Origin of the sequence: Tsukamurella sp. USMM236, from assembly GCF_037148755.1 — a bacterium.
In the GTDB taxonomy this organism is placed as follows: domain Bacteria; phylum Actinomycetota; class Actinomycetes; order Mycobacteriales; family Mycobacteriaceae; genus Tsukamurella.
Genome location: NZ_JBBCSS010000003.1, coordinates 45205 through 67184, shown reverse-complemented (window position 1 = coordinate 67184; position 21980 = coordinate 45205). Strand labels below are relative to the sequence as shown.

At 71.0% G+C, this 21980-nt stretch carries 22 protein-coding genes, 1 tRNA gene and 1 other RNA gene; 5 read left to right on the top strand and 19 right to left on the bottom strand.

All coding sequences use genetic code 11. The features are described 5' to 3' along the window. The gene (locus WFK95_RS11405; protein WP_336670777.1) at positions 1–1302 is read left to right on the top strand and encodes a class I SAM-dependent methyltransferase; all 1302 of its coding nucleotides are present in this window, start codon (positions 1–3) and stop codon (positions 1300–1302) included. Between the two features lie 4 nt (positions 1303–1306). Here the strand turns inward: WFK95_RS11405 and WFK95_RS11400 are convergent, their stop codons facing one another. The 8 genes from WFK95_RS11400 to ffs form a co-directional block, all read right to left on the bottom strand. After that, the gene (locus WFK95_RS11400; RefSeq protein WP_336670776.1) at positions 1307–1561 is read right to left on the bottom strand and encodes a hypothetical protein; all 255 of its coding nucleotides are present in this window, start codon (positions 1559–1561) and stop codon (positions 1307–1309) included. Between the two features lie 185 nt (positions 1562–1746). After that, a complete protein-coding gene (locus tag WFK95_RS11395) occupies positions 1747–3996 on the bottom strand; it encodes a DNA polymerase III subunit gamma and tau (protein ID WP_336670775.1) in 2250 nt (749 codons plus the stop codon). Between the two features lie 77 nt (positions 3997–4073). After that, positions 4074–4658, bottom strand: coding sequence for a hypothetical protein (locus WFK95_RS11390; protein ID WP_336670774.1), 585 nt, complete (start codon positions 4656–4658; stop codon positions 4074–4076). Positions 4659–4781: 123 nt separating this feature from the next. Continuing rightward, positions 4782–6251 (bottom strand): alkaline phosphatase, encoded by a 1470-nt coding sequence (gene phoA, locus WFK95_RS11385; protein ID WP_336670773.1) that lies wholly within the window; start codon positions 6249–6251, stop codon positions 4782–4784. Between the two features lie 65 nt (positions 6252–6316). Continuing rightward, the gene (locus tag WFK95_RS11380) at positions 6317–7540 is read right to left on the bottom strand and encodes a threonine/serine ThrE exporter family protein (protein ID WP_224647732.1); all 1224 of its coding nucleotides are present in this window, start codon (positions 7538–7540) and stop codon (positions 6317–6319) included. Then, positions 7530–8834, bottom strand: coding sequence for a glycosyltransferase 87 family protein (locus tag WFK95_RS11375; protein ID WP_336670772.1), 1305 nt, complete (start codon positions 8832–8834; stop codon positions 7530–7532). Before WFK95_RS11375 ends, WFK95_RS11380 begins: the two co-directional genes overlap by 11 nt. A gap of 30 nt (positions 8835–8864) precedes the next feature. Then, complete coding sequence (locus WFK95_RS11370; RefSeq protein ID WP_336670771.1) at positions 8865–10151, bottom strand: aminotransferase class I/II-fold pyridoxal phosphate-dependent enzyme; 1287 nt, start codon at positions 10149–10151, stop codon at positions 8865–8867. A 35-nt stretch (positions 10152–10186) separates the two neighbouring features. Then, positions 10187–10281, bottom strand: an RNA gene (gene ffs, locus WFK95_RS11365) — signal recognition particle sRNA small type. A gap of 61 nt (positions 10282–10342) precedes the next feature. Here ffs and WFK95_RS11360 point away from each other — a divergent pair. After that, positions 10343–10428: transfer RNA gene (locus WFK95_RS11360), tRNA-Ser, on the top strand. A 98-nt stretch (positions 10429–10526) separates the two neighbouring features. Here WFK95_RS11360 and WFK95_RS11355 read toward each other — a convergent pair. From WFK95_RS11355 to WFK95_RS11340, 4 genes are all read right to left on the bottom strand, one after another. Next, on the bottom strand, positions 10527–11180 hold the full coding sequence (locus tag WFK95_RS11355; RefSeq protein ID WP_336670770.1) for a DUF6226 family protein: 654 nt from the start codon (positions 11178–11180) through the stop codon (positions 10527–10529). Between the two features lie 79 nt (positions 11181–11259). Beyond that, positions 11260–11772 carry a hypothetical protein gene (locus WFK95_RS11350; protein WP_336670769.1) on the bottom strand — a complete coding sequence of 171 codons (513 nt, stop codon included), beginning with the start codon at positions 11770–11772 and terminating at the stop codon, positions 11260–11262. Between the two features lie 69 nt (positions 11773–11841). Beyond that, complete coding sequence (locus WFK95_RS11345) at positions 11842–11973, bottom strand: hypothetical protein (protein ID WP_336670768.1); 132 nt, start codon at positions 11971–11973, stop codon at positions 11842–11844. A gap of 124 nt (positions 11974–12097) precedes the next feature. Further along, positions 12098–12538 (bottom strand): SRPBCC family protein, encoded by a 441-nt coding sequence (locus tag WFK95_RS11340; protein ID WP_336671052.1) that lies wholly within the window; start codon positions 12536–12538, stop codon positions 12098–12100. 89 nt (positions 12539–12627) lie between these two features. Between WFK95_RS11340 and WFK95_RS11335 the strand changes: the two genes are divergently transcribed. Further along, a complete protein-coding gene (locus WFK95_RS11335; protein WP_336670767.1) occupies positions 12628–13470 on the top strand; it encodes an alpha/beta fold hydrolase in 843 nt (280 codons plus the stop codon). Positions 13471–13556: 86 nt separating this feature from the next. Further along, entirely contained in the window at positions 13557–15047 is a 1491-nt protein-coding gene (locus WFK95_RS11330; RefSeq protein WP_336670766.1) for a PE-PPE domain-containing protein, read from the top strand. A 4-nt stretch (positions 15048–15051) separates the two neighbouring features. Here WFK95_RS11330 and WFK95_RS11325 read toward each other — a convergent pair whose 3' ends face one another. From WFK95_RS11325 to WFK95_RS11295, 7 genes are all read right to left on the bottom strand, one after another. Further along, entirely contained in the window at positions 15052–15693 is a 642-nt protein-coding gene (locus tag WFK95_RS11325; RefSeq protein WP_336670765.1) for an SRPBCC family protein, read from the bottom strand. After that, complete coding sequence (locus WFK95_RS11320) at positions 15690–16040, bottom strand: ArsR/SmtB family transcription factor (RefSeq protein ID WP_224647790.1); 351 nt, start codon at positions 16038–16040, stop codon at positions 15690–15692. The genes WFK95_RS11325 and WFK95_RS11320 overlap by 4 nt, the downstream gene beginning before the upstream one ends. Positions 16041–16115: 75 nt before the next feature. Next, positions 16116–17639, bottom strand: a complete 1524-nt coding sequence (locus WFK95_RS11315; protein WP_336670764.1) for an esterase-like activity of phytase family protein — start codon at positions 17637–17639, stop codon at positions 16116–16118. A 68-nt stretch (positions 17640–17707) separates the two neighbouring features. Then, positions 17708–18196, bottom strand: coding sequence for a hypothetical protein (locus WFK95_RS11310; RefSeq protein ID WP_336670763.1), 489 nt, complete (start codon positions 18194–18196; stop codon positions 17708–17710). Between the two features lie 39 nt (positions 18197–18235). Then, positions 18236–19324, bottom strand: coding sequence for a DNA polymerase domain-containing protein (locus WFK95_RS11305; protein ID WP_443081548.1), 1089 nt, complete (start codon positions 19322–19324; stop codon positions 18236–18238). After that, complete coding sequence (locus tag WFK95_RS11300) at positions 19321–20349, bottom strand: ATP-dependent DNA ligase (RefSeq protein ID WP_336670761.1); 1029 nt, start codon at positions 20347–20349, stop codon at positions 19321–19323. Before WFK95_RS11300 ends, WFK95_RS11305 begins: the two co-directional genes overlap by 4 nt. Positions 20350–20429: 80 nt before the next feature. Beyond that, positions 20430–20966 (bottom strand): DinB family protein, encoded by a 537-nt coding sequence (locus tag WFK95_RS11295; protein WP_336670760.1) that lies wholly within the window; start codon positions 20964–20966, stop codon positions 20430–20432. A gap of 61 nt (positions 20967–21027) precedes the next feature. Between WFK95_RS11295 and WFK95_RS11290 the strand changes: the two genes are divergently transcribed. Continuing rightward, positions 21028–21978: a helix-turn-helix transcriptional regulator gene (locus WFK95_RS11290; protein WP_224647745.1), complete on the top strand. Its 951-nt coding sequence runs from the start codon at positions 21028–21030 to the stop codon at positions 21976–21978. The last annotated feature ends 2 nt before the right edge of the window (positions 21979–21980 follow it).

Sequence of the window (21980 nt, the reverse complement as noted above, 5' to 3'; positions counted from 1 at the left end):
TTGACGCGATCCACTGAGCATCTCCCCAAGCTCAGCCTCGCCGAGATCATCGAGAAGGTGGCGGGCGGGAAACTCGCCATCCGGGTGAAGGCCTACGACGGCTCGTCGGCCGGCCCGGACGACGCGGCCTACGGCCTCGACCTGCTCACCCCGCGTGGAACCACCTATCTCGCAACCGCACCCGGCGACATGGGCCTCGCCCGCGCCTACATCGCGGGCGACCTGGAACTGACCGGCGCGCCCCCCGGCGACCCGTACGAGGCACTGCGTGCGCTCTCGGACGACCTGAAGTTCGCCAAGCCGGGGCCGCGGCTGATCGCACAGATCGCACGCTCGGTGGGCGCGGAGCACATGATCCCCATCGCGCCGCCGCCGCAGGAGGCGATCCCGCGCTGGCGGCGGATCGCGGAGGGTCTGCGGCACAGCAAGTCCCGCGACGCCGACGCGATCCACCACCACTACGACGTCTCCAACCGGTTCTACGAGCTGGTGCTCGGACCGTCGATGACCTACACCTGCGCGTGCTACCCGGATGCCGAGGCGACGCTGGAGGAGGCGCAGGAGAACAAGTACCGCCTCGTCTTCGAGAAGCTGCGCCTCAAGCCCGGCGACCGGCTGCTGGACGTCGGCTGCGGCTGGGGCGGCATGGTGCGCTACGCGGCCCGGCGCGGCGTGCACGCCATCGGCGCGACGCTGTCCAAGGAGCAGGCGGAGTGGGCGCAGGCCGCGATCGAGGCCGAGGGCCTCGGCGAGTTCGCCGAGGTGCGCTACAGCGACTACCGCGACGTGCCCGAGGGCGACTTCGACGCGATCAGCTCCATCGGTCTCACCGAGCACATCGGCGTGCACAACTACCCGGCGTACTTCACGTCGCTGCGGGAGAAGCTGAAGACCGGTGGGCTGCTGCTGAACCACACGATCACGCGGCACGACAACAAGCTGTCGGGCAAGGGCGGCCAGTTCATCGACCGCTACGTCTTCCCTGACGGTGAGCTCACCGGTTCCGGCCGGGTGATCGCCGCGATCCAGGACATCGGCGGGATGGAGGTGCGGCACGAGGAGAACCTCCGCGAGCACTACGCCCTCACCCTCGCCGCGTGGTGCCGCAACCTCGTCGAGAACTGGGACGAGGCCGTCGCCGAGGTGGGCCTGGGTACCGCGCGCGTCTGGGGCCTGTACATGGCCGGCTCACGGCTGGGCTTCGAGCGCAACGTCGTCCAGCTGCACCAGGTACTGGCGGTGAAGCTGGACGCCAAGGGCGGTGCCGGCGATCTGCCGCTACGTCCCTGGTGGGACGCGTAGGTCTTCAGCCCCGGAAGTACTTCACCACGAGCACTCCGCGCTCCGGGTACAGGAAAGCCCGCACGGTGCCGGGCTCGACGGCCACGTAGGCGTCGAGCCCGGTGCTCGTGACCCCGGCACCCGGATCTCCCAGTGCCTCGGAGACGTCGGGCCGCCCGCCAGCGGGCGTATCGCCAGCCGCCGCGCGCAGTCCTCGCACCACGCCGGGGTCGTCCACGACGACCACGGCGTCGAGCCACGTAGCGTTCGGCCCGGGCACGCGCTCGTCCCCGCGGATCCCACCGACCCAACGGGCTGTGAACCGGTCGCCGATGTTCTTGACCCGCTTCTGAATCGGCGCGATATCCGTCCGGACCGTCGGTTCCGGCGCGGGGCTCGACGGAGCACATCCTGCCAACGCGGTCGCGGCCAATGCGGCCGCAAGTAGTCTCCGCGACCTCGCCATCAAATGGGACGGGCGCCGAGTTCGTTCTTGAGGAGCTCGAGGGCGATCTCGTCCGGGTCACGGCGCGGGGCGGCTGTGCCGCCCGAGGCGGCGTCCTCCCGGTGCGCCGCGTCGATCATCTCCTCCTCGGAGATCTCCTCGACCGGTGCCGGCTCGGGGTCCGGCTCGGGCGGAAGCGGGATGTCGTCGTGGTGCGACGGTGCGCGGTTCTCCCGGCCCGCCGGCCGTGAGTCCGGTCGTTGATCGCCCGCGCGGCTGCGCCGCTCGAAGGTGGGCGGCGCCTTACGCGGCTCGCCGGACGGACGCTGCTGCTGTGCCGGCGCCGCCGCGGCCGCACCCTGCGGGCGGGCGCTACCGTCGCCGACCTCGACGTTCCACTGCGTGCCGAAGACCTCGCGGACGGCGTCGCGCAGGTTGCCGACGTGCTGCTGATCGCTGAACCTGCTCAGCAGCGCGGGGATCGGCAGCGCGAGATGCAGGACGTCGCCGGCGAGGCCGAGCACCTGGACGTTCGGCATCAGCGCGAACGTCACCGTGCTGCGGTCCTTGACCGCCCGCAGCACCTTGGGCCACGCCGTGCGGACCTCGTCCACGGACGGGCCCGACGGCGCCTGCGCCTCAGCGGCGGCCGGCACGGGCTCCGGCGCCGCGGCGGGCTCGGGCTCCGGGGCCGGCGGCGTGAGCTCGTCGGCACGCGGCGGCGCGGGCTCGGCCGGAGCGACCTGCGGCTCGGGCTCCGCGGGACGCGGCGGTACAACGGGTTCCGGGTCCGGCTCGGGCCGGTGCAGCACGGGCTCGGATTCGACGGGCTTCGCGGGCTCGGCCGCAGCGGCGGGCTCCGGCTCGGCCGCGACAGCCGGCGGCGTGGGCTCCGCGGGCGGGGTGACGGCGACCGGCGCGGGCGGTGCCGCCGGAGCGGGTGCGGACGCAGCGGCCGGGGCCGATTCGGCCGGGGCCTCCGGCTGCCGCTGGCTGGGCCGGACGAAGCGGGACGGCGGACCGTCGGACGGCGGAGTGCTGCCGGCGGCGGGGCTCGGCGGGCCCGGTGCCGCGGCGGGCGCCGCAAAGGCGGGCGCGGCACCGTCGGCGGGAGCGCCCGCGGGGCGGCGCTCCAACGCCTCGATGCGCTGCAGCAGGGCGGCCTGCGAGTCGTCCGCGGCGGGGAGCAGCATGCGGGCGCACATGACCTCGAGCAGCAGGCGCGGCGACGTGGCGCCGCGCATCTCGGCGAGCGAGGCGTGCGTGACCTCGGCGCAGCGCGTGAGGGTGGCGAGGCCCAGCTTCGCCGCTTCCTCGCGCATGGTCTCGAGCACGTCCTCCGGCACGTCGATGAGGCCGCGGTCGGCGGCGTCGGGGACGGTGTGCAGGAGGATCAGGTCGCGGAGGCGCTCCAGCAGGTCGGTGGCGAAGCGGCGGGGATCGTGCCCGGCCTCCATCACCTTCTCGACGGCGCCGAAGAGGGCCGCGCCGTCGGCGGCGGCGAGCGCGTCGACGGCGGCGTCGATGAGCGCGGTGTCGGTGACGCCGAGCAGGCCGAGGGCGCGCTGGTAGGTGACGCCCTCCGGCCCGGCGCCGGCGAGCAACTGGTCCATGATCGACAGCGAGTCACGCGGCGAGCCGCCGCCGGCCCGGATGACCAGCGGATACACCTGCGGCTCGACCGTGACGTGCTCGGCGCCGGTGATCTTCTCCAGCAGCGGCCGCATCACATTGGGCGCGAGCAGCCGGAACGGGTAGTGGTGCGTACGGGAGCGGATGGTGGTGAGCACCTTCTCCGGCTCCGTGGTGGCGAAGATGAAGATGAGATGCTCCGGCGGCTCCTCCACGATCTTCAGCAGCGCGTTGAAGCCCTGCGGCGTGACCATGTGCGCCTCGTCGACGATGAAGACGCGATAGCGCGACTCCGCCGGGGCGTAGAAGGCGCGGTCGCGCAGCTCGCGCGCATCGTCCACGCCGCCGTGGCTGGCGGCGTCCATCTCGGTCACGTCGAGGTTGCCGGGCCCGCCGGGCGCGAGCGCGACGCACGAGTTGCAGACTCCGCAAGGCGTGCTGGTGGGGCCCTGCTCGCAGTTCAGCGAGCGGGCCAGGATGCGGGCCGACGAGGTCTTGCCGCAGCCGCGGGGGCCGGAGAACAGGTAGGCGTGGTTCACCCGGCCGGAATCGAGCGCGGTGCTCAGTGGCTCGGTGACGTGCTCCTGCCCCACGACCTCGGCGAACGTCGCTGGACGGTACTTGCGGTAGAGAGCCACGGTGCCAGGTTACCGGCAGGGTCCGACAGCGGCGCAGCTCGCTCCAGCACCGTCCGCGCGTCCGCCGGGCCGTGCCGTCAAGGTCGCTCGTCGGCCTGGGGCGGGACTGAGGGGAACCGACCCGACGGGGGCGGCGGATCCGCGGGGAACTGCCCGGTGTGGTGCGGCGGGACCGCGGGGACCTGCCCCGTCGGATACGGGGGCGGGGGCGCGAACTGCCCCGGTCCCGGGCCCGGGACCGGCGGCTGCGGCGGGCGGGCGCCGCCGAGGCGGTCGGCGAAGGACATCGCGAGCAGCATGCAGAGCGAGACGAACAGGACCAGGACGTACGCCGGGTGCACCTGCACCGCGACCAGCCCCAACAGCATGAGCACACCCCAGATGCAGCAGCTGGCGACGCGGGCCGGGAGCGACCCGCGCGCGACGAAGACGGAGAGGCCGATGAGCGGCACGAACAGGAGCGCGACCTGGATCAGCGTGGGCGCCAGCAGGATGAACATCATCCCACCGAAGCCGAGGTCGTCCTCGTAGTCGTCCCCCATCGACGAGTACGACGACATCCACCAGATCACGAGCCCCACCAGGGTGAGCGCGGCGATCATCGCCTGGATCAGCGCGAGCGCGCGATAGATGCGCGGAATCGGTACGGCGTTCGGATACATGCGGGCCCTCCCCCTCGACGTTTGCGTCTGCACCCACGGTAGCGGGCGGACCGTCGGCGGAGAAGGGCGAAAGCCGCGTGCGGCGACCCGAAAGGAATCCGGGCCGCCGCACAGTCGGTGGTGCTACTTCTTGTCGCGGTCCAGGCCCAGGACATCCGTGATGTAGAAGAACGGGTCAGTCTGGTCCGTCAGCCCCACGACGTTGGCGGCGCCGGGGCCGTACGCGGCGATGCGGACCTGGCCGCCGGTGTGCTGCTCCTCGCCCGGCTCGAGCGAGGTGCCGTAGTTGACGGTGAGCAGGCCGCCGTCCTTCGTGTTCAGCGTGCGGGTCAGGCCGGGCGTGACGGTGCCCGCCTCGATGATCTGGCTGGTGTGCGCGTGATCGCCGGTGACGATGACGAGGGTGTCCTTGTCCTGCTTGGCGAACTCGAGCGCCGCGGTGACCGCCTCGGAGAGCTGGACCGTCTCGCCGATCTGGCCGCAGGGGTCGGCGTCGTGGTTGGCCTTGTCGACGGATCCGGACTCCACCTGAAGGAAGAAGCCCTTGTCGCCCTTGAGCAGGTCGATGGCCTTCTTCGTCATCGACGCGAGCTTCGGGGTGGCGCCGAAGGCGGGGTTGGGCGCGCAGGTGACGGCGGGCTCCCGGCCGCCGTCCTTGGTGGCGGTGGCCTTGTCCCACAGGCGCGGGAGGTTGCCGTCGGCGAAGACGCCGAGCACCGGCTTGTCCTGGTTCGCGGTGCTGATCGCGTCGAGCTCGGAGCCCGACCGCACGATCTGGTAGCCGCGCTCCTTGGCCTGCGCCTCGAGCGTCTTGTCCCGGTACTCGCCGCCGGTCGCGGTCTCCTGGAAGGTCTTCCAGCCGCCGCCGAGGGTGACGTCGGCACGGGCCGCGATCAGCTGCTCCGTGATCGACCCGAGGCCGCCGTTCTCCAGCGCGTCCGAGCTGCACTTCTCCTTGGTGGCGACGGGGCCGTAGCACTTGCGCTGGGCCACGTGCGCGACCTGCACGGCGGGGGTGGCGTCCTGCAGCTCGGTGGTGGTGACGTTGCCGGTCTTGCGGCCGTTGGCCCGGGCGATCTCGAGGATCGAACGCTGCGGCTTGCCGTTCACGTCGACGCCGACCGCGCCGTTGTAGGTCTTGGTGCCGGTGGACCACGCGGTGCCGGACGCGGCGGAATCGGTGGTGTAGTCGGGCTTCTTCGTCGTCTTGTCCAGCGCGTACGTGGTGTAGTCGCCCGACAGCGGCAGCTCGTCGATGCCGGGGATCTTCCCGCCCGCGCCCCACTGGTAGTCCCGGGCGAGGGTCAGCTCCTGGTTGGCGGTGCCGTCGCCGATCACGAGGATCACGTTCTTGGCCTTGGAGCGCTGGATGGACTCGGCGATGGCCTGCGTCTGGTCGCCGGCGAGGCGCTTGGCGCCGCCGTGCGTGGTGATGTCGCCCGCGGCCTCGCGGTTGATCTCCACCTTCGACGCGGTGTCGCCGGACGTGCCGGGGCCACCGTCGTTGCTCCCGCACGCGCCGACCACGCCGAGAACCGCCACCGCGCTGACGGCGAGCGCCGTCCGGGCCTTGCCCCTACCGAGATTCGTCATTGCTGCAGCGAAACATGCGCATGTGAACATAACTCCATGCGCGGGTGAACTTCCCGTGATCGCGGCTAACGAACCCGCTCGGCGCGCCCGATCATCGCCTGCGCGAGCGCCGAGCCGAACAGCAGGCCGAGGGCGAGGGCGCAGATCACGGCCGCCACGTCCACGACGGTACGCGCGCCCTGTTCGGGATCGATCCCCACCGACGTGACGGACAGCAACCCGAGGCTGCCCGGCACCAGCACCCAGAACGCCGGCAGGAAGACCACCAGACGCGGCAACTGCGGCCGCACGTACGCGACCAGCGAGGCGCCGAGGCTGCCCGCGATCGCCCCGAGGAAGCCGCCGAGCACGGCGCCGGAGACGTGCTGCCCCGCGAGCTGCGCCCCGAACGCGGCCGCCACCACGAGGCCGATCGCCGGGAACAGCCGCATCGACGCGCCCTCGTTGAGGCACACGCCCACGCAGATCAGCGCGAGCCCGACGGGCGGGCCCCACCAGCCGAGCTGGTTCACCCGCTCGTTGACCATCAGCTCCGGCCCGACGCCCAGCGCGGTCGTCGCGGCGAGGATGCCCAGCGAGAACATCAGCAGCTGGACGGTCCCGAAGGTGAGGCGGGCGCTGCCCGCGACCATCGCGCCGGCCGCGAGCTCCGACATCCCCGTCACCATGAGCGCGCCCGGAAGCAGAACCGCGAGCGGCGCGAGGAGGGTGCGCAGCGGACCGTCGAGCCAGCCCGCCTGCGCGGCCGCGAAGACCCCCGCACCCACCGTGAAGGCAGCGATCGTGGGCAACAGCGTCGCGGCCAGCCGCACCCGGCCGGCCAGCTTGACCAACAGCATCACGACGACACCGCCGATCGCCGCGGCCGCGATGTTGGGCCAGCCGGGCTGCAGCAGCATCGCGATGCCGACGGCGATCACCGGCCACGAGACGTCCTGCACCCACTGGGGGTAGTGGTGCGGCAGCGAGCGCAGGGTCCCGAGTCGCGCGAAGGCCTCGTCGACGGAGAGCGTCCGGGCGACGAGGCCCCGGCGCACGTCGGCGACCACGGCCGACTGGTCGAGCCGCATCGGCCCGTCGACGGACTCGAAGGTCGCGGCGGCGCCCGGCTCGAGGCCCAGCGTGAGCCCGGTGGGGGTGGCGCCGATCTGCGCAAGCGGGTGCCCCATCGCGGTGGCGACACTCTTGAGCTCGTCCTCGACCTCGTGCACGGGCTGGCCGCCCGCGATCATCGCGGCGCCGAGGTAGGCGAGCAGGCGGCGGTCGTCCTCGACCCGGTCAGGCTGCACGGGCGGCCGGCTCCGCGCTCGCCGGCACGGACCCGTCCGTGCTCCGCAGGTACCAGGCCGAACCGATCAGGGTCGCGACGAAGATCCACACGTAGACCCCGCCCGCGAGGGCCTTGAGCACGGGGTTGTCCATCGGCCGCAGGAAGATGCCGATCGCGTAGGTGTCGTGGACGTCGTCGACCCCCGTCGGCTGCAGCGTCGGGAAGTAGGTGACCCAGATGAAGGTCGCGGCGACGAGACCGGCGGCGGCGACCAGCGCGAGCACCCGCCGGCGCGGGTCGTCGGTGAGCATCGCGAGGGCGAGGAGGAGTACCAGCAGCGGCACGATCCACACCCAGTGGTGGCCCCACGAGAAGGGCGAGACCGCGCACGCCGTGAGCCCGACGACGGTGACTGCGAGCAGCACCACCCCACGCCGGTACGCCCAGGCCGCGACCGCGAGGCCCGCGAGGGCAGCGGGCACGGCGACCGCCAGCCAGACGACCGTCGACGGCTTCTCCGCGTTGGTGAGGTAGGCGATGAGACCGTTGATGGACTGGTTGCCCACCTGGTTCGGCTCGCCCACGCGGTTCGCGTCGAGGAACGTGCCCGACCAGTACTGCCACGACTGCTGCGGGATCACGATGAAACCGATCACGACGGTGCCGGCCAGCGTGGCCAGGGCCGTGCGGGCCTCGCGCCACTGCCGGGTGACGACGAGGTAGGCGAGGAAGAACAGCGGCGTGAGCTTGATGCCGGCGGCGATGCCGATGCTGAAGCCCTTGAACCGCGCGCCCGGGGGCCGGCCGAGGTCCCACAGCAGGAGCAGCATGAGGAAGATGTTGATCTGGCCGAACCAGAGGGTCGTGCGGACGGGCTCGAGCACCGTCGCTACCAGCGTCAGGCAGATCGCCGCGAACCACACCCGCCCGTCGCGGACGAAGCCGACGAGCCGGAGCGCGATGAGGATGCAGGCGAGCAGCGCGAGCATCACCGCGATGGACCACACCCACCGCAGCACGTCGGTCGACATCCAGCTCAGCGGCACGAACAGGACGCCGGCGAACGGGGTGTAGGTGAAGGGCAGGATCTCGTTGAGCAGCGGACCGTCGTACAGCCCGTCGCCCCCGTGCGCGACGATCTCGCCGCCCTTGCGGTAGACCTCGGCGTCGATCTGGTTGTGGAACAGCCCGTACATCGGCGTGGAGAACGGGATCCGCACGAACTGCTGCCACACGGCCACGCCCGCGGCGACCGCGAAGAGGGCCAGCACCCACCACTGCCGGGGGAACCGCCGGCTGTTCTCGTCCGCCACCGGCGCGATCCTCCTGCTCAGGCGCGGCCCCTATTCGGGCTGCGACATCAGCTTTTCAGCAGAAGCCAAGAGTACACAGGTCGCCACGCCGTCCATTGCGGTCTCAAGCTCCGCGATGGACGGGAAGGTCGGCGCGAGCCGGATGTTGCGGTCGTGCGGGTCCTCGCCGTGCGGGAAGGTGGCGCCGGCGGCGGTCAGGGCGATGCCCGCCTCCTTCGCCAGCGCGATGGTCCGCTTCGCCGTCCCGTCGAGCACGTCGAGGCTGATGAAGTAGCCGCCCGTCGGCTCGCTCCAGGACGCGACCTTCGCCGCCCCGAGCCGGTCCTCGAGAATCTCCAGGACGCGCGCGAACTTGGGCGCGATGAGGTCGCGGTGCTTGCGCATGTGCGCCCGCACGCCCTCGGCGTCGCCGAAGAAGCGGGCGTGCCGCAGCTGGTTGACCTTGTCCGGGCCGATCGAGGTCAGGCCCGTGTACTTGCCGTACCAGGCCAGGTTCTCGGCGGAGGCGCCGAAGAAGCTGACGCCGGCGCCCGCGAAGGTGATCTTCGAGGTGCTGGCCAGCACGTACGGCCGGTTCGGGTGGCCGGCCTCGGCGGCCAGGCCCAGGATGTCGGGGTCCGACGGTGCGTCGCCCACCAGGGCGTGCACGGCGTAGGCGTTGTCCCAGAAGATCCGGAAATCGGGTGCGGCGGTCGGCATCGACGCCAGCTCGCGGGTGACCTCCTCGGAGAACACCGAGCCCGTCGGGTTGGAGAACTTCGGCACGGCCCAGATGCCCTTGATCGCGGGATCGTTCGCGACGAGCTCCTTGACGACCGCCATGTCGGGGCCGTCGGGGTTGAGCGGCACCACGATCATCTCGATGCCGAACTCGGCGGTGATCGCGAAGTGCCGGTCGTAGCCGGGCGCGGGGCAGAGGAACTTCACCGTCTCCTCGGCGCCCCAGGGACGCTCGCCGTCGACGGTGCCGTGGATCCACGCCAGGGTGATCAGGCGGTGCATGATCTCCAGGCTGGAGTTGTTCTGCGCGTAGAGGTTCGCGGCCGGAATACCCAGCAACTCGCCGAAGATCGCGCGCAGTTCGGGCAGGCCGGCGAGGCCGCCGTAGTTGCGGGTGTCGGTGCCGTCGGCGGCTCGGTAGTCGCCCTCGCCGGGCAGCGCCAGCAGCGCGTTCGACAGGTCCAGCTGGTCGGGGGCGGGCTTGCCGCGGGTGAGGTCCAGCTTCAGCCCCTGCGCCTTCAGCGTCTCGAACAGCCCCGTCAGCTTCGCGTGGACGTCGGCGAGTTCGGACTGACTCAGGGACACGTACGTGGACATCGGATGCGCCTCCGGCGGTCTTCGGGCCCGGACATAAAAGGGGACTCCGCGCACCCGCCAGAGCCCGTTGACCCTTGCTGCGTTCCCGCCCTGGGGGAGTTCACAGGATGGACGCCGCGCGGAGTCCGTGGACCACTATACGGGTCCGGGCTGGTTTGGGTCGACGGGGGCCTTCGTCTACAGTGGTCCACGGAGGATTCGCCTAGTGGCCTATGGCGCTCGCCTGGAACGCGGGTTGGGTTAATAGCCCTCAGGGGTTCAAATCCCCTATCCTCCGCAGATCAGGGGCGGTTTCCGAGCAATCGGAGGCCGCCCCTGAGTCATTCCCACCCCGATCGACCGGCGAAAACCACCGCTCTTACCTGCTGCCCCTGGTCATCGCCGGGACCACGGCTGCCACCGGCGGTCTGGGCGGGCATCGAGGAGCGCGGCGGCCGCACGTCGTTCGTCGGTCATCGCCACATAGGTCGTGCCGTCCTCGGACGCTCCCCTGGCAGGGTCTTCGATCCTGTATCCGACCGTGCACCTCTCGCCCGGCACGTCCCAGTCCGTGTCCGACTCGATCGCCTCGTTGAACCGTCCCGCTGCGACCGCGAGCACCAGGTGCTCGATGTCCTCAGCGCAGGTCTCCCACGTCTCATCGCACGCATCGCACGAACACACGGGGAAGTCGACGTGGTGAGCGAGCCCCGAATCCACCTCGACCGACGGATAGTCGGTGAGACGGAACCGCAGGGACGCCCGACCCTCGCCGGAGGGTGTCAGCCTCACTGCTCTGATCGTCGAGCAGTTCCATCCGGTGTCATCGAAATCGAAGGGCGTGCTCGTGACCTCGTACGTGCTCACCAGATGGTCGATGAGCGCTTCAGCGACGAGCAGCAGGGGCTCGAACCTGTCCAGGTTGCTCGTGCGGGTATAGCTGTCGTCGGGCGGGGACTCGACACCCCAGCGATTCCCGTAGTCGATCACCGCGCCCGACTCGTCGCGGTACACCTGCTCAGGCACCGACGGTCTCACGTAGCCGTTCACACTCGTAACCCTATGGCGCGACAGTGCGCCGTCGCGATGAGATTTCCTTCGGAGCAGCGACTTCGCAGAACGAGACCGCCTAGCTGTATCGCACTGCCGCCGGCGGGAGAGTGAGCACGCTCAGACCCTCGACCGTCTCGACCCCATGCCTCAGCGAAATCGTCACGCGCTCGTCCGCGGCTTGAATCAGATCCGCGTCGATCCACAGCTCGGTCGGCAAGTCCGAGGCGGGGGTGTCGGGATACAGATCGCGTGCGGTCAGAACGGGCACCTTCTCGCTGATCCGATGCGTCCGACCGTCCGCGTCCGTCACCTCCACCTCGACCCAGCCTGGGTATCCATCCCAGTGCCACCGCACAATGCTGACGCGCGTCGCCGAGATGCCTACGGTCGGAGAATCTGCTGGAACCACATCACCGCTGGCAACGGACACATATGCGAACCACGGGAACTCATCAGGGGTCACCGGGAACCGCTCGCCGCGCTCGATGCGCGCACCCTCCTCCCGCGCGTGAGGGCAGATCACATCGAGGACCGACTCTGCCACCTTCCGCGCATCCGCCTCCGTGACATCGGCAGCCAGGTGGCGCACTCGTCGATCGTTCAGGGGCTCGTTCGGATGCTCGACTTTCCACTGCTCGGCGAGGGCTTCATGCGAAGGTTAATCGGCGGCGGCGTCCACAAACTCGAACCGAGGTGCCGATTCACCCGAAGCGGCGGTTACCGCTTCGATCACACGGGTCTCATCACCCGGTCGGATAAGCACATCGAACAGAACACGGCTCTCGCTCATGACAGCGAACCTATCGAGACCGCGGGCGCGAACGCATCGGGATTTCCACCCACTTCGACCCGTCGTGGACGTCGCGATGATGCCCATCGCCACGGACGAGTTGGCCACTGGTTCGGTACTGCGATCAGCCGTCGAGGGCGAGGGCCGTATCGGCCAGCTTGGGGATCAGGGTGTTGCGGTAACCGCGCTCGGCGGCGTTGCGGGCGAACAACTGCTGTCGATCGTCGACGTCGAAGCCCGACATCGTCAGGACCACACGGGTGCCCTTCCCCTCCGGAACCAGCCGCCAGTCCACGATCCAGCGCGCGGGCCGGGCGGCGCGGAGGTCGGTGTAGCTGTGCGTGAAGCGCTCGCCGGCGAGGGCGGCGGTCACCTCGCAGGACACCTCCCCGCGCGGATCCGACGGAATCTCGAGAATGAACGTCGTGCCCTGCTCGGGCCGGAGCCCGACGGAGCGCACCAGCCACTGCTCCACGACCTCGGGCTCGGTGAGCGCCCGCCACACCACCGCGGGCGCGCACGGCACGAAGCGGTCCAGCTCCACGATCGCCGGGTCGCGCTCCATCTCGAACACGCGATCAGTACAGCACGGTCCTGTCCTGCGCCCGGGCGCTTCGGTGCTGCTGCCAGACTGGGGCGGACGAGGGGGATGCGATGACCGACGACCGATTCCGCAGCAACGAGGGCGCCCGCGCGGTGCGCGACGAGTACGACCGGCTGCTGTCGGCGTACCTGCCGGACGTGGAGCGCACCGTCGTCGACGGGACGCACGTCCTCAGCGCCGGGCCCGACGGTGCGCCGGCCGTCGTGCTCCTGCACGGCTCGGGCGGCACGTCGCTGAACTGGGCGACGGAGATCCCGCTGCTGGCGCATTCCCACCGCGTGCACGCCCTCGACCTCCCCGGCGAGCCGGGCGGCACCGTCGTCGAGCGGCTGCCGCTGGAGCCCGGGGCGCACGCCGCGTGGCTCGCGGGCGTGACCGACGCCCTGGGCGCTCCGTACGCCGCGGTGATCGGCGAGTCCCTGGGTGGCTGGGTGGCGCTGGACTACGCCACGGAGCACCCGTCGCGCGTGCGGTCGCTGGGCCTGCTGGTGCCGGGCGGGCTCGGGCCGCGCCGGACGGCTCCGCTCCTGGTCGCGGGCCTGCTGAGCCTGCTGGGCGCGCCCGGCCGGCGGGCCGCGATGCGCTACTTCACGGGCTGGACGCCGTCGGACGAGGTGGGCCTTGAGCGCGACCTCGCCGCCTTCAGCGACCTCACGTTCCGGGCCTTCCGGCCGCGCACCGACGGCCTGCCCGTCTTCGCCGACGAGGCCCTGGCGCGGATCACCGCGCCGGTCACCGCCGCGTTCGGCGGCCGGGACAAGATGCTCGACGGTCCGCGGGCCGCCGCGCACGCGCGGACGGTCTTCGGCGATGACGCGGTCTCCCTGCTACCTGGCGCGGGCCATCTACTCCCCGACCGGGCGCAGCGCGTGCTGACGGCCGCCGACCGGTAGCCGCCTGCGGGCGATTGAGTTCGCAAGCACAACGAGACGAGTCGTGCGAAACTGAGCGCAACCTGAACACGAGAGGTCGCCCCGTCATGCGCGATACCGCCCGCAAGCTCGGATACGCCCTGGTCGCAGTACTCGGTGCGATCGCCCTCACCTTCGTCTCCGCGGTCGCCTGGGCGGCCACGACGGTGCTCGTCGTCCCCGGGACGGGGACGAAGGACCCGTCGAAGGTGACGGGTTACCAGGAGAACGTCATCGGCTACTACGTGCAACCGACCGGCGCGTGCGGGGCGACCGCCTGCGTCGCGAAGCCGGTGCCCTACATCGCCGAGTTCTGGCCGATCCCGCTCGAGGGCTGGGGCGGGCTCGAGGGAGCGAAGTGGGACGACTCGGTCGCGAGCGGCGTGACGAGCCTGAACGAGCAGTACGCCGCCGCCGACAAGGACTCCCCGATCGTGATCTTCGGGTACTCCCAGGGCGGCACCGTGGTCACGGCGGTGAAGAAGCAGCTGGCCGAGAACGGCGGCATCCCCGACAACGTCTCCTTCGTGGTCATCGGCAACGCGAGCCGCCCCAACGGCGGCCTGTTCACCCGGCCGTCCTTCCTCGGGCACATCCCGATCCTCGACGTCACCTTCGGAACCGGCACCCCCACGAACACCGGCACCCCGACCCGTCCGATCAACACCACCGACGTGGGCTTCCAATACGACGGCGTCACCGACTTCCCCAAGTACCCGGCGAACCTTCTGGCGACCGCGAACGCGCTCGCCGGGTTCTGGTACGTGCACGGGAAGATGCTGGCTCCCAAGGGCTCCGACGCCCCGTCCGCCACGCCGATCGGCTACACCCCGGACGAGGTCCGCGCGGCCGTCGAGGCGGCCACCGCGAACTGCACCGCCGGAAACCACTGCCAGGTCAGCGGCGACACCCGCTACGTGACGCTGCCGGCGAAGATCCTGCCGCTCATGCTGCCGCTGCTGGATCTGGGTAAGGCCACGGGCACCACCGGACTGGTGACACCCTTCGTCGATCTGGTCTCACCGGTGGCCCGTGTGCTGATCGAGACCGGTTACGACCGTCGCGATTACGGCGCCGCGAGCCCCTTCGGGCTGTTCCCGGTGATCGATCCGCTGCGCCTCGGCGTGGACCTGATCGGCGCCGCCGTGCAGGGCATCGGCCAGGCCACGACCGGTACCGGCGACGCCTCGAAGTTCCTGGCGCCGAAGCCCACAGCCCCCGCAGCGACCGACGCCGCGGACACGGCCGCGTCGAAGACCACGGAGACCTCCGCGCCGCAGACGACGCAGGAGCAGTCGCCGGTGCTGCAGCTCGTGAAGGCCGCGGAGCCGAAGACCACGGAGCCGCAGTCCGATCCGTCCCCGACGACCGCTCCGACCGGCACCGTCGCGCCGACCGGCACCGTCGGGACGAGCGCGCCGAGCACGACGGCCGAGCAGACCACCGAGCCGGCTGCGAGCGCGACAGAGAAGACCGCGGCGCCGACGGCGACCGAGCCGAAGACCGAGACCGCCGAGCCCGCCGCGGACGAGCCGACGGTGGCGGCGTCCGCAGCCTGAGCGACTACTCGCCCAAGAAGAAGGCGGCGGTCCGCTCGCCCTGCGCGAGAGCCTGATCCGCGGGCACGCCGGCGGCGATCGTCGCCTCGGCCCACGCCTTCGCCGACGCCGCGACGAGGTTCTTGGCAGCGGGCGTCGCGAAGAACGCCTCGGCGTCCTCCGGGCGGTCCTGCCCGGTGGTGAGGAGTGCGTTCAGGCCCAGGAACGCGAGGTCCCAGCCGACGCCGGTGGCGCCGGGGCCGAACTGCTCGTAGAAGTCCCGCACGTTCTCGCCCGAGTGGGTGAGCGTCAGGCGCGCGCCGTCACCGTCGGGCTCGACGACGACCTCGACCTGCGAGACGCCGCCCATGATCTCCCACGAGACGAGGTAACGGTGCGGGGCATCACATTCGAGGACGGTGCCGGCGGCGTTGCCCTCCACCTGGAAGCGGCCGCCCAGGGCGAGCTCGCCGTGGACGGGCGCGAACCAGCGCGGCAGGCGCTCGGCGCTGGTCACCGCGTCCCAGAGGTCGGCGACGTCGGTGGGATAGGTCTGGCTGAGCGAGCCGGAGACGTAGACGTCCCGCTCGCCGCTGTCGCGCACCTCAGCGCGCCGGTTGACCGCTGCGGGCTGGGCCGCGGCGAGATCATCGATGTCGTAGGTCATGATTCGTCCTTCTCGGTAGCCGTTCGGCGCGCCTTCTTGCCGCGCGAGATCTCGGTCCCCAGGGCCCACAGCTTGGGCTCCCAGAAGTGCCGGAACGGGACCAGCCAGTCGTCGACCTCCCGCAGGGGTTCGGGCTGCACCGCGTACAGGCGGCGCGTCCCCTCCGGCCGGACGGTGACGAATCCCGCTTCCCGCAACACCTTCAGGTGCTGCGAGACCGCGGGCTGGCTGATGCCGAAACGTGCACGCACGTCGTCGCTCAGCTCGCCCGCCGAGAGCTCGCCCTGAGCGAGGAGCTCGATCAGGTGGCGGCGGACGGGATCACCGAGGACGTCGAAGGCGTGCACGAGATCGAGTATTTCATTTTGGACTTATATAAGTCAAGAATGAAATACCCGGAATCCGGGAAAGGGCTGGTCGCGCTACCCGACGGTGACCGTGATCGTGCGCTCGACGGTGGGCTCGTTCAGCTTGGTGGTGTCGACCTTGAGCACCTCGAGGCTGTCCTGCAGACCGTTGGCGAGGATCTTCGCCTTGAGCTGGAACGGCGTCTTCGGGCCCGCGATCCCGGCCAGGCCGAAGTCGCTGTCGTTGGCGATGAACAGCGTCTTGCCTCCGTCGGGCGAGGCGAGGCCCTCCACCTTGTCGTGGCCGAAGAACTTCCCGGCGGGGTTGAGCTTGTCGACCAGCCCGCTGAGGTCGAGGGCCACCGACTTGCGGACCGGGGTGATGCCCGCGCCCTTGAGCGCGGCCTCCGCCTCCGCGGTGCCGGTCACGCCGGCGATGGTCTCGGGGTTCTGCTCGCCGAGCACGGTCGCGCCGTCGAGACTGATCCGGTAGATCGTCTTGTTCGCCTTGGGCGAGGTCTTCCCGTCGCGCTCGTCGACGAGGAACTCCGTGTTCGAGATCGCGGTGATCTCGGAGACGGCCTTCTTGGTGTCCTTCGGGTTGTCCAGGAGGTAGGCGTACTGCTGGACGGCCTTGGTGGCGAGGTCGATCGCGACGATCCGCGTGACGGGCACCTCCTTGGCGTTGCCGCTCAGGCCGGGAACGTTCAAGGCGGACTGCATGATTCCCACGAGCCGCTTGCCGTCGGGGGTCACCGTCAGGCCCTCCATGCCCTGGTTGGGCGTGCGGCTGCGGAGGACCTCGGGCAGGCCCTTGCCGGGCAGGAGGCGCTCGAGCTCCTGGCCGTTGGCGTCGAAGTGGACGAGGAAGGGGCCGTACTCGTCCGAGACCCAGAACGAGCCGTCGGGCAGGGCGACGAGGCCCTCGGAGTCGATGCCGTGGTCGGTGGGCGGGAGCTCGGCGCCGTCGAGGTCGAGCATCTTCTCACCCGTGGGCGCGGCGGTGTCGTTACGTCCGTTGAGCGGTCGGCCGTCGCGGCCCTTGAGGGTGATGACGCTCTGCAGGACCGCGGCGCCGTCCTCGAGCTTGAACCGGCCGATCTGCGGGGTGAAGTCCGGCGTCGCGGCGATCTTCTCGTCCTTGCCCGGGCCGTCGACGTTGGGCCCGCGGTCGGTGAGGCCGTAGAACTCGCCGGGCGCGCCCGGGACCGGCGTCCACGACGAGCCGTAGCCGCTGCCGTCGATGGAGACGCCGCCGACGGTGGCGAGCGGCGGGATGTCCGACGAGTACAGCGCGACCGCCGGCGAGACGACGGCCTTCAGCTGCACCGAGCCGGTGAAGCCCGTCTTGGGCTTGAAGACGAGGGCGCCGCCCTTCGCCGCCTCGACGGTGCCGTCAGCCGTCGGCTTGACGTCCACGACCGCGCCGCCCTGCGCGAGGCCGGCGAGCTGCGCGGCGGTGATCGTCAGCGGCGAGTTCGTACCCGTCTTGAGGTCGAGCTTCGCGGCGTCGTCACCCCCACCCGAGGAGCAGGCGGCGAGCGAGCCGCCCGCAAGGACGGCGACGAGGGCAACGGCGAGGCGGCGGTTCGAGCGCATGCCCTGTGCTTACCAGACCCATATGAACCGTGCGTGGATCGCGCCGTCTGGGCGGGACCCGCCACGCATCAGTCGTCCGCAGCCACGATCAGGTGGAGCACTCGCGACCCGCGGTCGATGACGACGAACTCGTGGTAGCCGCTGCAGCCGACGATGCCGCCGAAATCATGGAAGGCCTCGTCCCCGGGCGGCCGGAGCTCGAACACGTCGCCCCCGGCGAACAGCGAGAGGACCTCGTCCCGCAGGGTGTCGCGGGTCTCGTCAGTGGGACCGGTGTAGCCGTCGCTCCACTCCTGGTCCACCGCCCAGGACGTCACTGTGTCCACTGCGTCATCGGCCGCGACTCGCGTGAACATGGACGGCGCGAGGCGGTCGAGCCACCAATTGGCATGGCGCGAGGCGCCGGGATAGTCCATGCGTGCCGGGTCGAAGGGCGAGCAGTAGTCGTCGCGATAGGCGGACGTCGCCATCAGGGCGGCCAACAGCTCGGCGTCGGTGGCGGCAGCCGTGATCACGAACGTCTTGAGGTCGACCCACATGTAGGTACCCCGGTCCATGTGGACGAGGGAGAAGTCTCGAAGAGTCAGCACCGACGGTTACAGCCTGTTGCCCTCGGCGTCCCAGTGCTCGGCGACCTTCTTGCTGGGCTGCACGCGCGGGGGCTCGCCGGGCATCTTGGGGTAGTCGGGCGGGTAGTTCAGCTCGACGGGGTGCTGCTCCCAGAGGTCCAGCAGGGGCGTGAGGTCGTGCGCGACCTCGTCCATGTCGGCCCACGGGTTGCCGTCGGCGAGGCGCTCGGGCACGGAGAACAGGTTGAGCTCGTGCGGGTCCTGCAGCTCGGCCAGCTGATCCCACGTGAGCGGGGTGGAGACGGTGGCGCCCTGCACGGCGCGCAGCGACCACGCGGAGGCGATGGTGCGGTCGCGGCTGTTCTGGTTGTAGTCCACGAAGATCCGCTCCCCCCGCTCCTCCTTCCACCACGCGGTGGTGACGCCGCTGTCGCGCTTCTCCAGCTCGCGGCCGAAGGCGATCGCGGCGTGGCGCACGTCCACGAAGTCCCAGCGCGGCGCGATGCGGATGAAGACGTGCACGCCGCGGTTGCCGGAGGTCTTGCAGTACGCCCGCAGGCCGAGGTCGTCGGCGAGCTCGCGGGCGACGCCCGCGACCCGCACGGCGTCGCGGAAGTCGGTGCCGGGCTGGGGATCGAGGTCGATCCGCAGCTCGTCGGGGTGGTCGACGTCGGCGCTGCGCACCGGCCACGGATGGAAGGTGATGGTGCCCATCTGCGCGCACCACACCGGGATCGCGATCTCGGAGGGGCACAGCTCGTCGGCAGGGCGGCCGGACGGGAAGGCGATCCGCACCGTCTGCGCGTACTCGGGGGCACCCTTCATCATCCGCTTCTGATAGAAGCCGTCGGCGTCCTTGTCCTGCGGGCCCTGCGCGAGCCGGCCGCCGGGGTGGACACCGCCGGGCCACCGCTCGAGCGCGGTGGGGCGGTCGCCGATGGCCGCGAGCAGCGGCTCGCCGACGGCCGCGAAGTACTGCGCCACCTGGAGTTTGGAGACCTCGGGGGTGAGGTCGGTGGCGGGGTAGATGATCCGATCCGGACTCGACACCCGGACGGGGCGGTCACCGTCGGGCCCGGGGACGATCACCTCGGCTGCCGGGGCCTTGGCCATCATTCACCCTCCTGCAGGACGTCGTCGAGGTCGTAGTTGACGGGGACCTCGAGCTGGTCGTAGCCGCAGCTCGACGGTTCGCGGTCGGGGCGCCAGCGCTTGAACTTGGCGGTGTGCCGCAGGCGCATGCCCTCCATCTGGTCGTAGTCGAACTCGACCACCAGCTCGGGGCGCACGGGCACCCACTCCCCCGTCTTCTCCGGGGTGGCCCAGCGGTTGGGCTCGCCCTGGACGGAGTCGGCGGTGCGCATGGGCTCGAGGAGCTGCAGGTACTCCTCCCGCTTGGCGGCGGTGAAGGCGCCGATGCCGCCGATCGGCAGCAGCTGCCCGCCCTGGTAGAGGCCCAGCAGCACCGAGCCGACGGCGTTCGGCTGCGACTTGTGCGGGCGGTAGCCGATGACCACGGCCTCGCCCGTGCGGGCGTGCTTGACCTTGATCATCTCGCGCTTGCCGGGCAGGTAGTGGCCGTCGATCCGCTTGGAGATCACCCCGTCGAGGCCCGCGCCCTCGAACCGCTCGAACCAGTCGGCGGCGGCTTCGGCGTCGGTGGTGACGCGGCTGATCTTGCAGGTCCCGGTGCCGGCGTACGCGGAGACGAGCACCTGGCGGCGGGCGCTGAAGGGCTTGCCGGTGAGGTCGACGTCGGCCATCGCGATCGCGTCGAAGCCGATGAAGATCGCCGGGGTCTCCTCCGAGAGCTTCGTGATGCGCGACTCGGCGGGGTGGATCCGCGCGGAGAGCGACTCCCAGTCGAGCCGCTTGCGGCCCTCGCGGTGCACGGCGACGGCGATCTCCCCGTCGAGCACGCAGCGCTCGGGGAGCTCCTCCCGTGCGGCGGCGACGACCTCGGGGAAGTAGCGGCCGAGGTCCTTGCCGCTGCGCGAGCCGATGAACACCTCGTCGCCGTCGCGGAAGATCAGGGCGCGGAAGCCGTCCCACTTGGGCTCGTGGGAGTAGCCCTCGCCGGGCACCGCCTTCGCGGCCTTGGCGAGCATCGGATCGAGCGGCGGGTTCACGGGGAGGTCCACGCCTCGATCCTAGGCGCGAGCACCGACGAAACGCCCGAAAGCGGGACCCCGCACCCGCGGGGTCCCGCTGCGAGGATCCGTCAGCCCATGCTCTTCTGGCCGTCGATGGCCTCGCGGATGATGTCGGCGTGACCCGAGTGGTGCGCGGTCTCGGCGGCGACGTGCAGGAACACGCGGCGCACGGTCCAGAACACCCCGGCGGGCTGCCAGGGCGCCTCGGGCAGCTCGTACGAGGCGTCGAGGTCGAGGGTGCGCACCAGCTCGTCGGTGCGGGCGGCCGCGGCGTCGAAATCGGCGAGGATGCCCGCGAGGGTCTCGCCCTCGGCGATCCGGAACTTGTCCGCCCACTGCGCGAGCACCTCGGGGCTGGGGTTCTCCCAGTCGACGTCCGCATAAGCGTTGTCGGGCTTGGCCTCCGCGAAATCGGCCCAGCTCTTCTCCACCTCTGCGCAATGCTTGATCAGTCCGCCCACGGTCAGCTCGCTGACGGTGCTGCGGGTGTTGGCCTGCTCGTCGGTGAGGCCCTCCGCCGTGTGGCGGAGGAACTGCCGGCGATCGGCGAGAAGGCTGAGGATGTCGGCGCGTTCGCCGGTGGCGGTCTGCTGTGTCTCGGTCATGAGATAAGACTATTGAGCCAAGTGCCAGTTTCTGTCCTCAATTGAAGGAATTCTGAAAGACATGGCGAACACGAGCTCCCGAACCCTGCGGCTGCTGTCCCTCCTGCAGACCCACCGCTACTGGCCGGGCTCCGAGCTGGCGGACCGGCTCGAGGTGTCGGTGCGCACCCTGCGGCGCGACATCGAGCGCCTGCGCGACCTCGGCTACCCCGTCTCCGCGTCCCGCGGCGTCGACGGTGGCTACCAGCTCGCCGCCGGCGCCGCGCTGCCGCCGCTGGTCCTCGACGACGAGGAGGCGGTGGCGATCGCCGTCGGGCTGCAGACCGCCGCGCAGGGCGGGATCGCCGGCATCGCCGAGACCTCGGTGCGCGCGCTGGGCAAGGTGGCCGCGGTGATGCCGCCGCGGCTGCGCAAACGCGTCGAGGCGCTGGGCGCCGTGACCCAGCCCGCCGTCCTCACCGGCGGGCCCGCCGTCGATCCGCGGATCCTCACCGGGCTCGCGGAAGCGTGCCGCGCGGAGGAGCGGATCGAGTTCGGCTACACCGCCGCCGACGGTGCGCGCACCGACCGTCTCGCCGAGCCGATGCGGCTCGTGCCGCTCGGGCGCCGCTGGTACCTCGTGGCCTACGACCTGTACCGCCACGACTGGCGCAGCTTCCGGCTCGACCGGATCAGCGGACCGTCGAGCACGGGCGTCCGCTTCCGGCCGCGCGAGCTCCCCGCCGAGGACGCCGCCGCCTACGTCCGCGCGTCCGTCGGCCAACGCACGCCCGCGCACCGGATCGAATTCCACGTGGCCGCGCCCGTCGAGCACGTGCGGCCGCTCATCGGCCGGTACGCGCGCCTCGAGGAGGTGCCCGACGGCACCGTCGTGCGGATGGAGGCCGACACGCTGGACTGGCCCGCGATGGCGATCGCCGTGCTCGACGCGGAGGTCACCGTCGTCGAGCCGGCGGAACTGACGGCGCACCTCGCGCGCTGGGCCGGGAACCTCGCGCGCGTGCGCTCGTAAGC

What these genes read in the sequence shown, in the direction of transcription:
- WFK95_RS11390 (WP_336670774.1), bottom strand. Translation starts at nt 4,658, where the DNA reads ATGTATCCGAACGCCGTACCGATTCCGCGCATCTATCGCGCGCTCGCG.
- phoA (WP_336670773.1), bottom strand. Translation starts at nt 6,251, where the DNA reads ATGACGAATCTCGGTAGGGGCAAGGCCCGGACGGCGCTCGCCGTCAGC.
- WFK95_RS11370 (WP_336670771.1), bottom strand. Translation starts at nt 10,151, where the DNA reads ATGTCCACGTACGTGTCCCTGAGTCAGTCCGAACTCGCCGACGTCCAC.
- WFK95_RS11345 (WP_336670768.1), bottom strand. Translation starts at nt 11,973, where the DNA reads ATGAGCGAGAGCCGTGTTCTGTTCGATGTGCTTATCCGACCGGGTGAT.
- WFK95_RS11340 (WP_336671052.1), bottom strand. Translation starts at nt 12,538, where the DNA reads ATGGAGCGCGACCCGGCGATCGTGGAGCTGGACCGCTTCGTGCCGTGC.
- WFK95_RS11335 (WP_336670767.1), top strand. Translation starts at nt 12,628, where the DNA reads ATGACCGACGACCGATTCCGCAGCAACGAGGGCGCCCGCGCGGTGCGC.
- WFK95_RS11330 (WP_336670766.1), top strand. Translation starts at nt 13,557, where the DNA reads ATGCGCGATACCGCCCGCAAGCTCGGATACGCCCTGGTCGCAGTACTC.
- WFK95_RS11325 (WP_336670765.1), bottom strand. Translation starts at nt 15,693, where the DNA reads ATGACCTACGACATCGATGATCTCGCCGCGGCCCAGCCCGCAGCGGTC.
- WFK95_RS11315 (WP_336670764.1), bottom strand. Translation starts at nt 17,639, where the DNA reads ATGCGCTCGAACCGCCGCCTCGCCGTTGCCCTCGTCGCCGTCCTTGCG.
- WFK95_RS11310 (WP_336670763.1), bottom strand. Translation starts at nt 18,196, where the DNA reads ATGGACCGGGGTACCTACATGTGGGTCGACCTCAAGACGTTCGTGATC.
- WFK95_RS11305 (WP_443081548.1), bottom strand. Translation starts at nt 19,324, where the DNA reads ATGATGGCCAAGGCCCCGGCAGCCGAGGTGATCGTCCCCGGGCCCGAC.
- WFK95_RS11295 (WP_336670760.1), bottom strand. Translation starts at nt 20,966, where the DNA reads ATGACCGAGACACAGCAGACCGCCACCGGCGAACGCGCCGACATCCTC.
- WFK95_RS11290 (WP_224647745.1), top strand. Translation starts at nt 21,028, where the DNA reads ATGGCGAACACGAGCTCCCGAACCCTGCGGCTGCTGTCCCTCCTGCAG.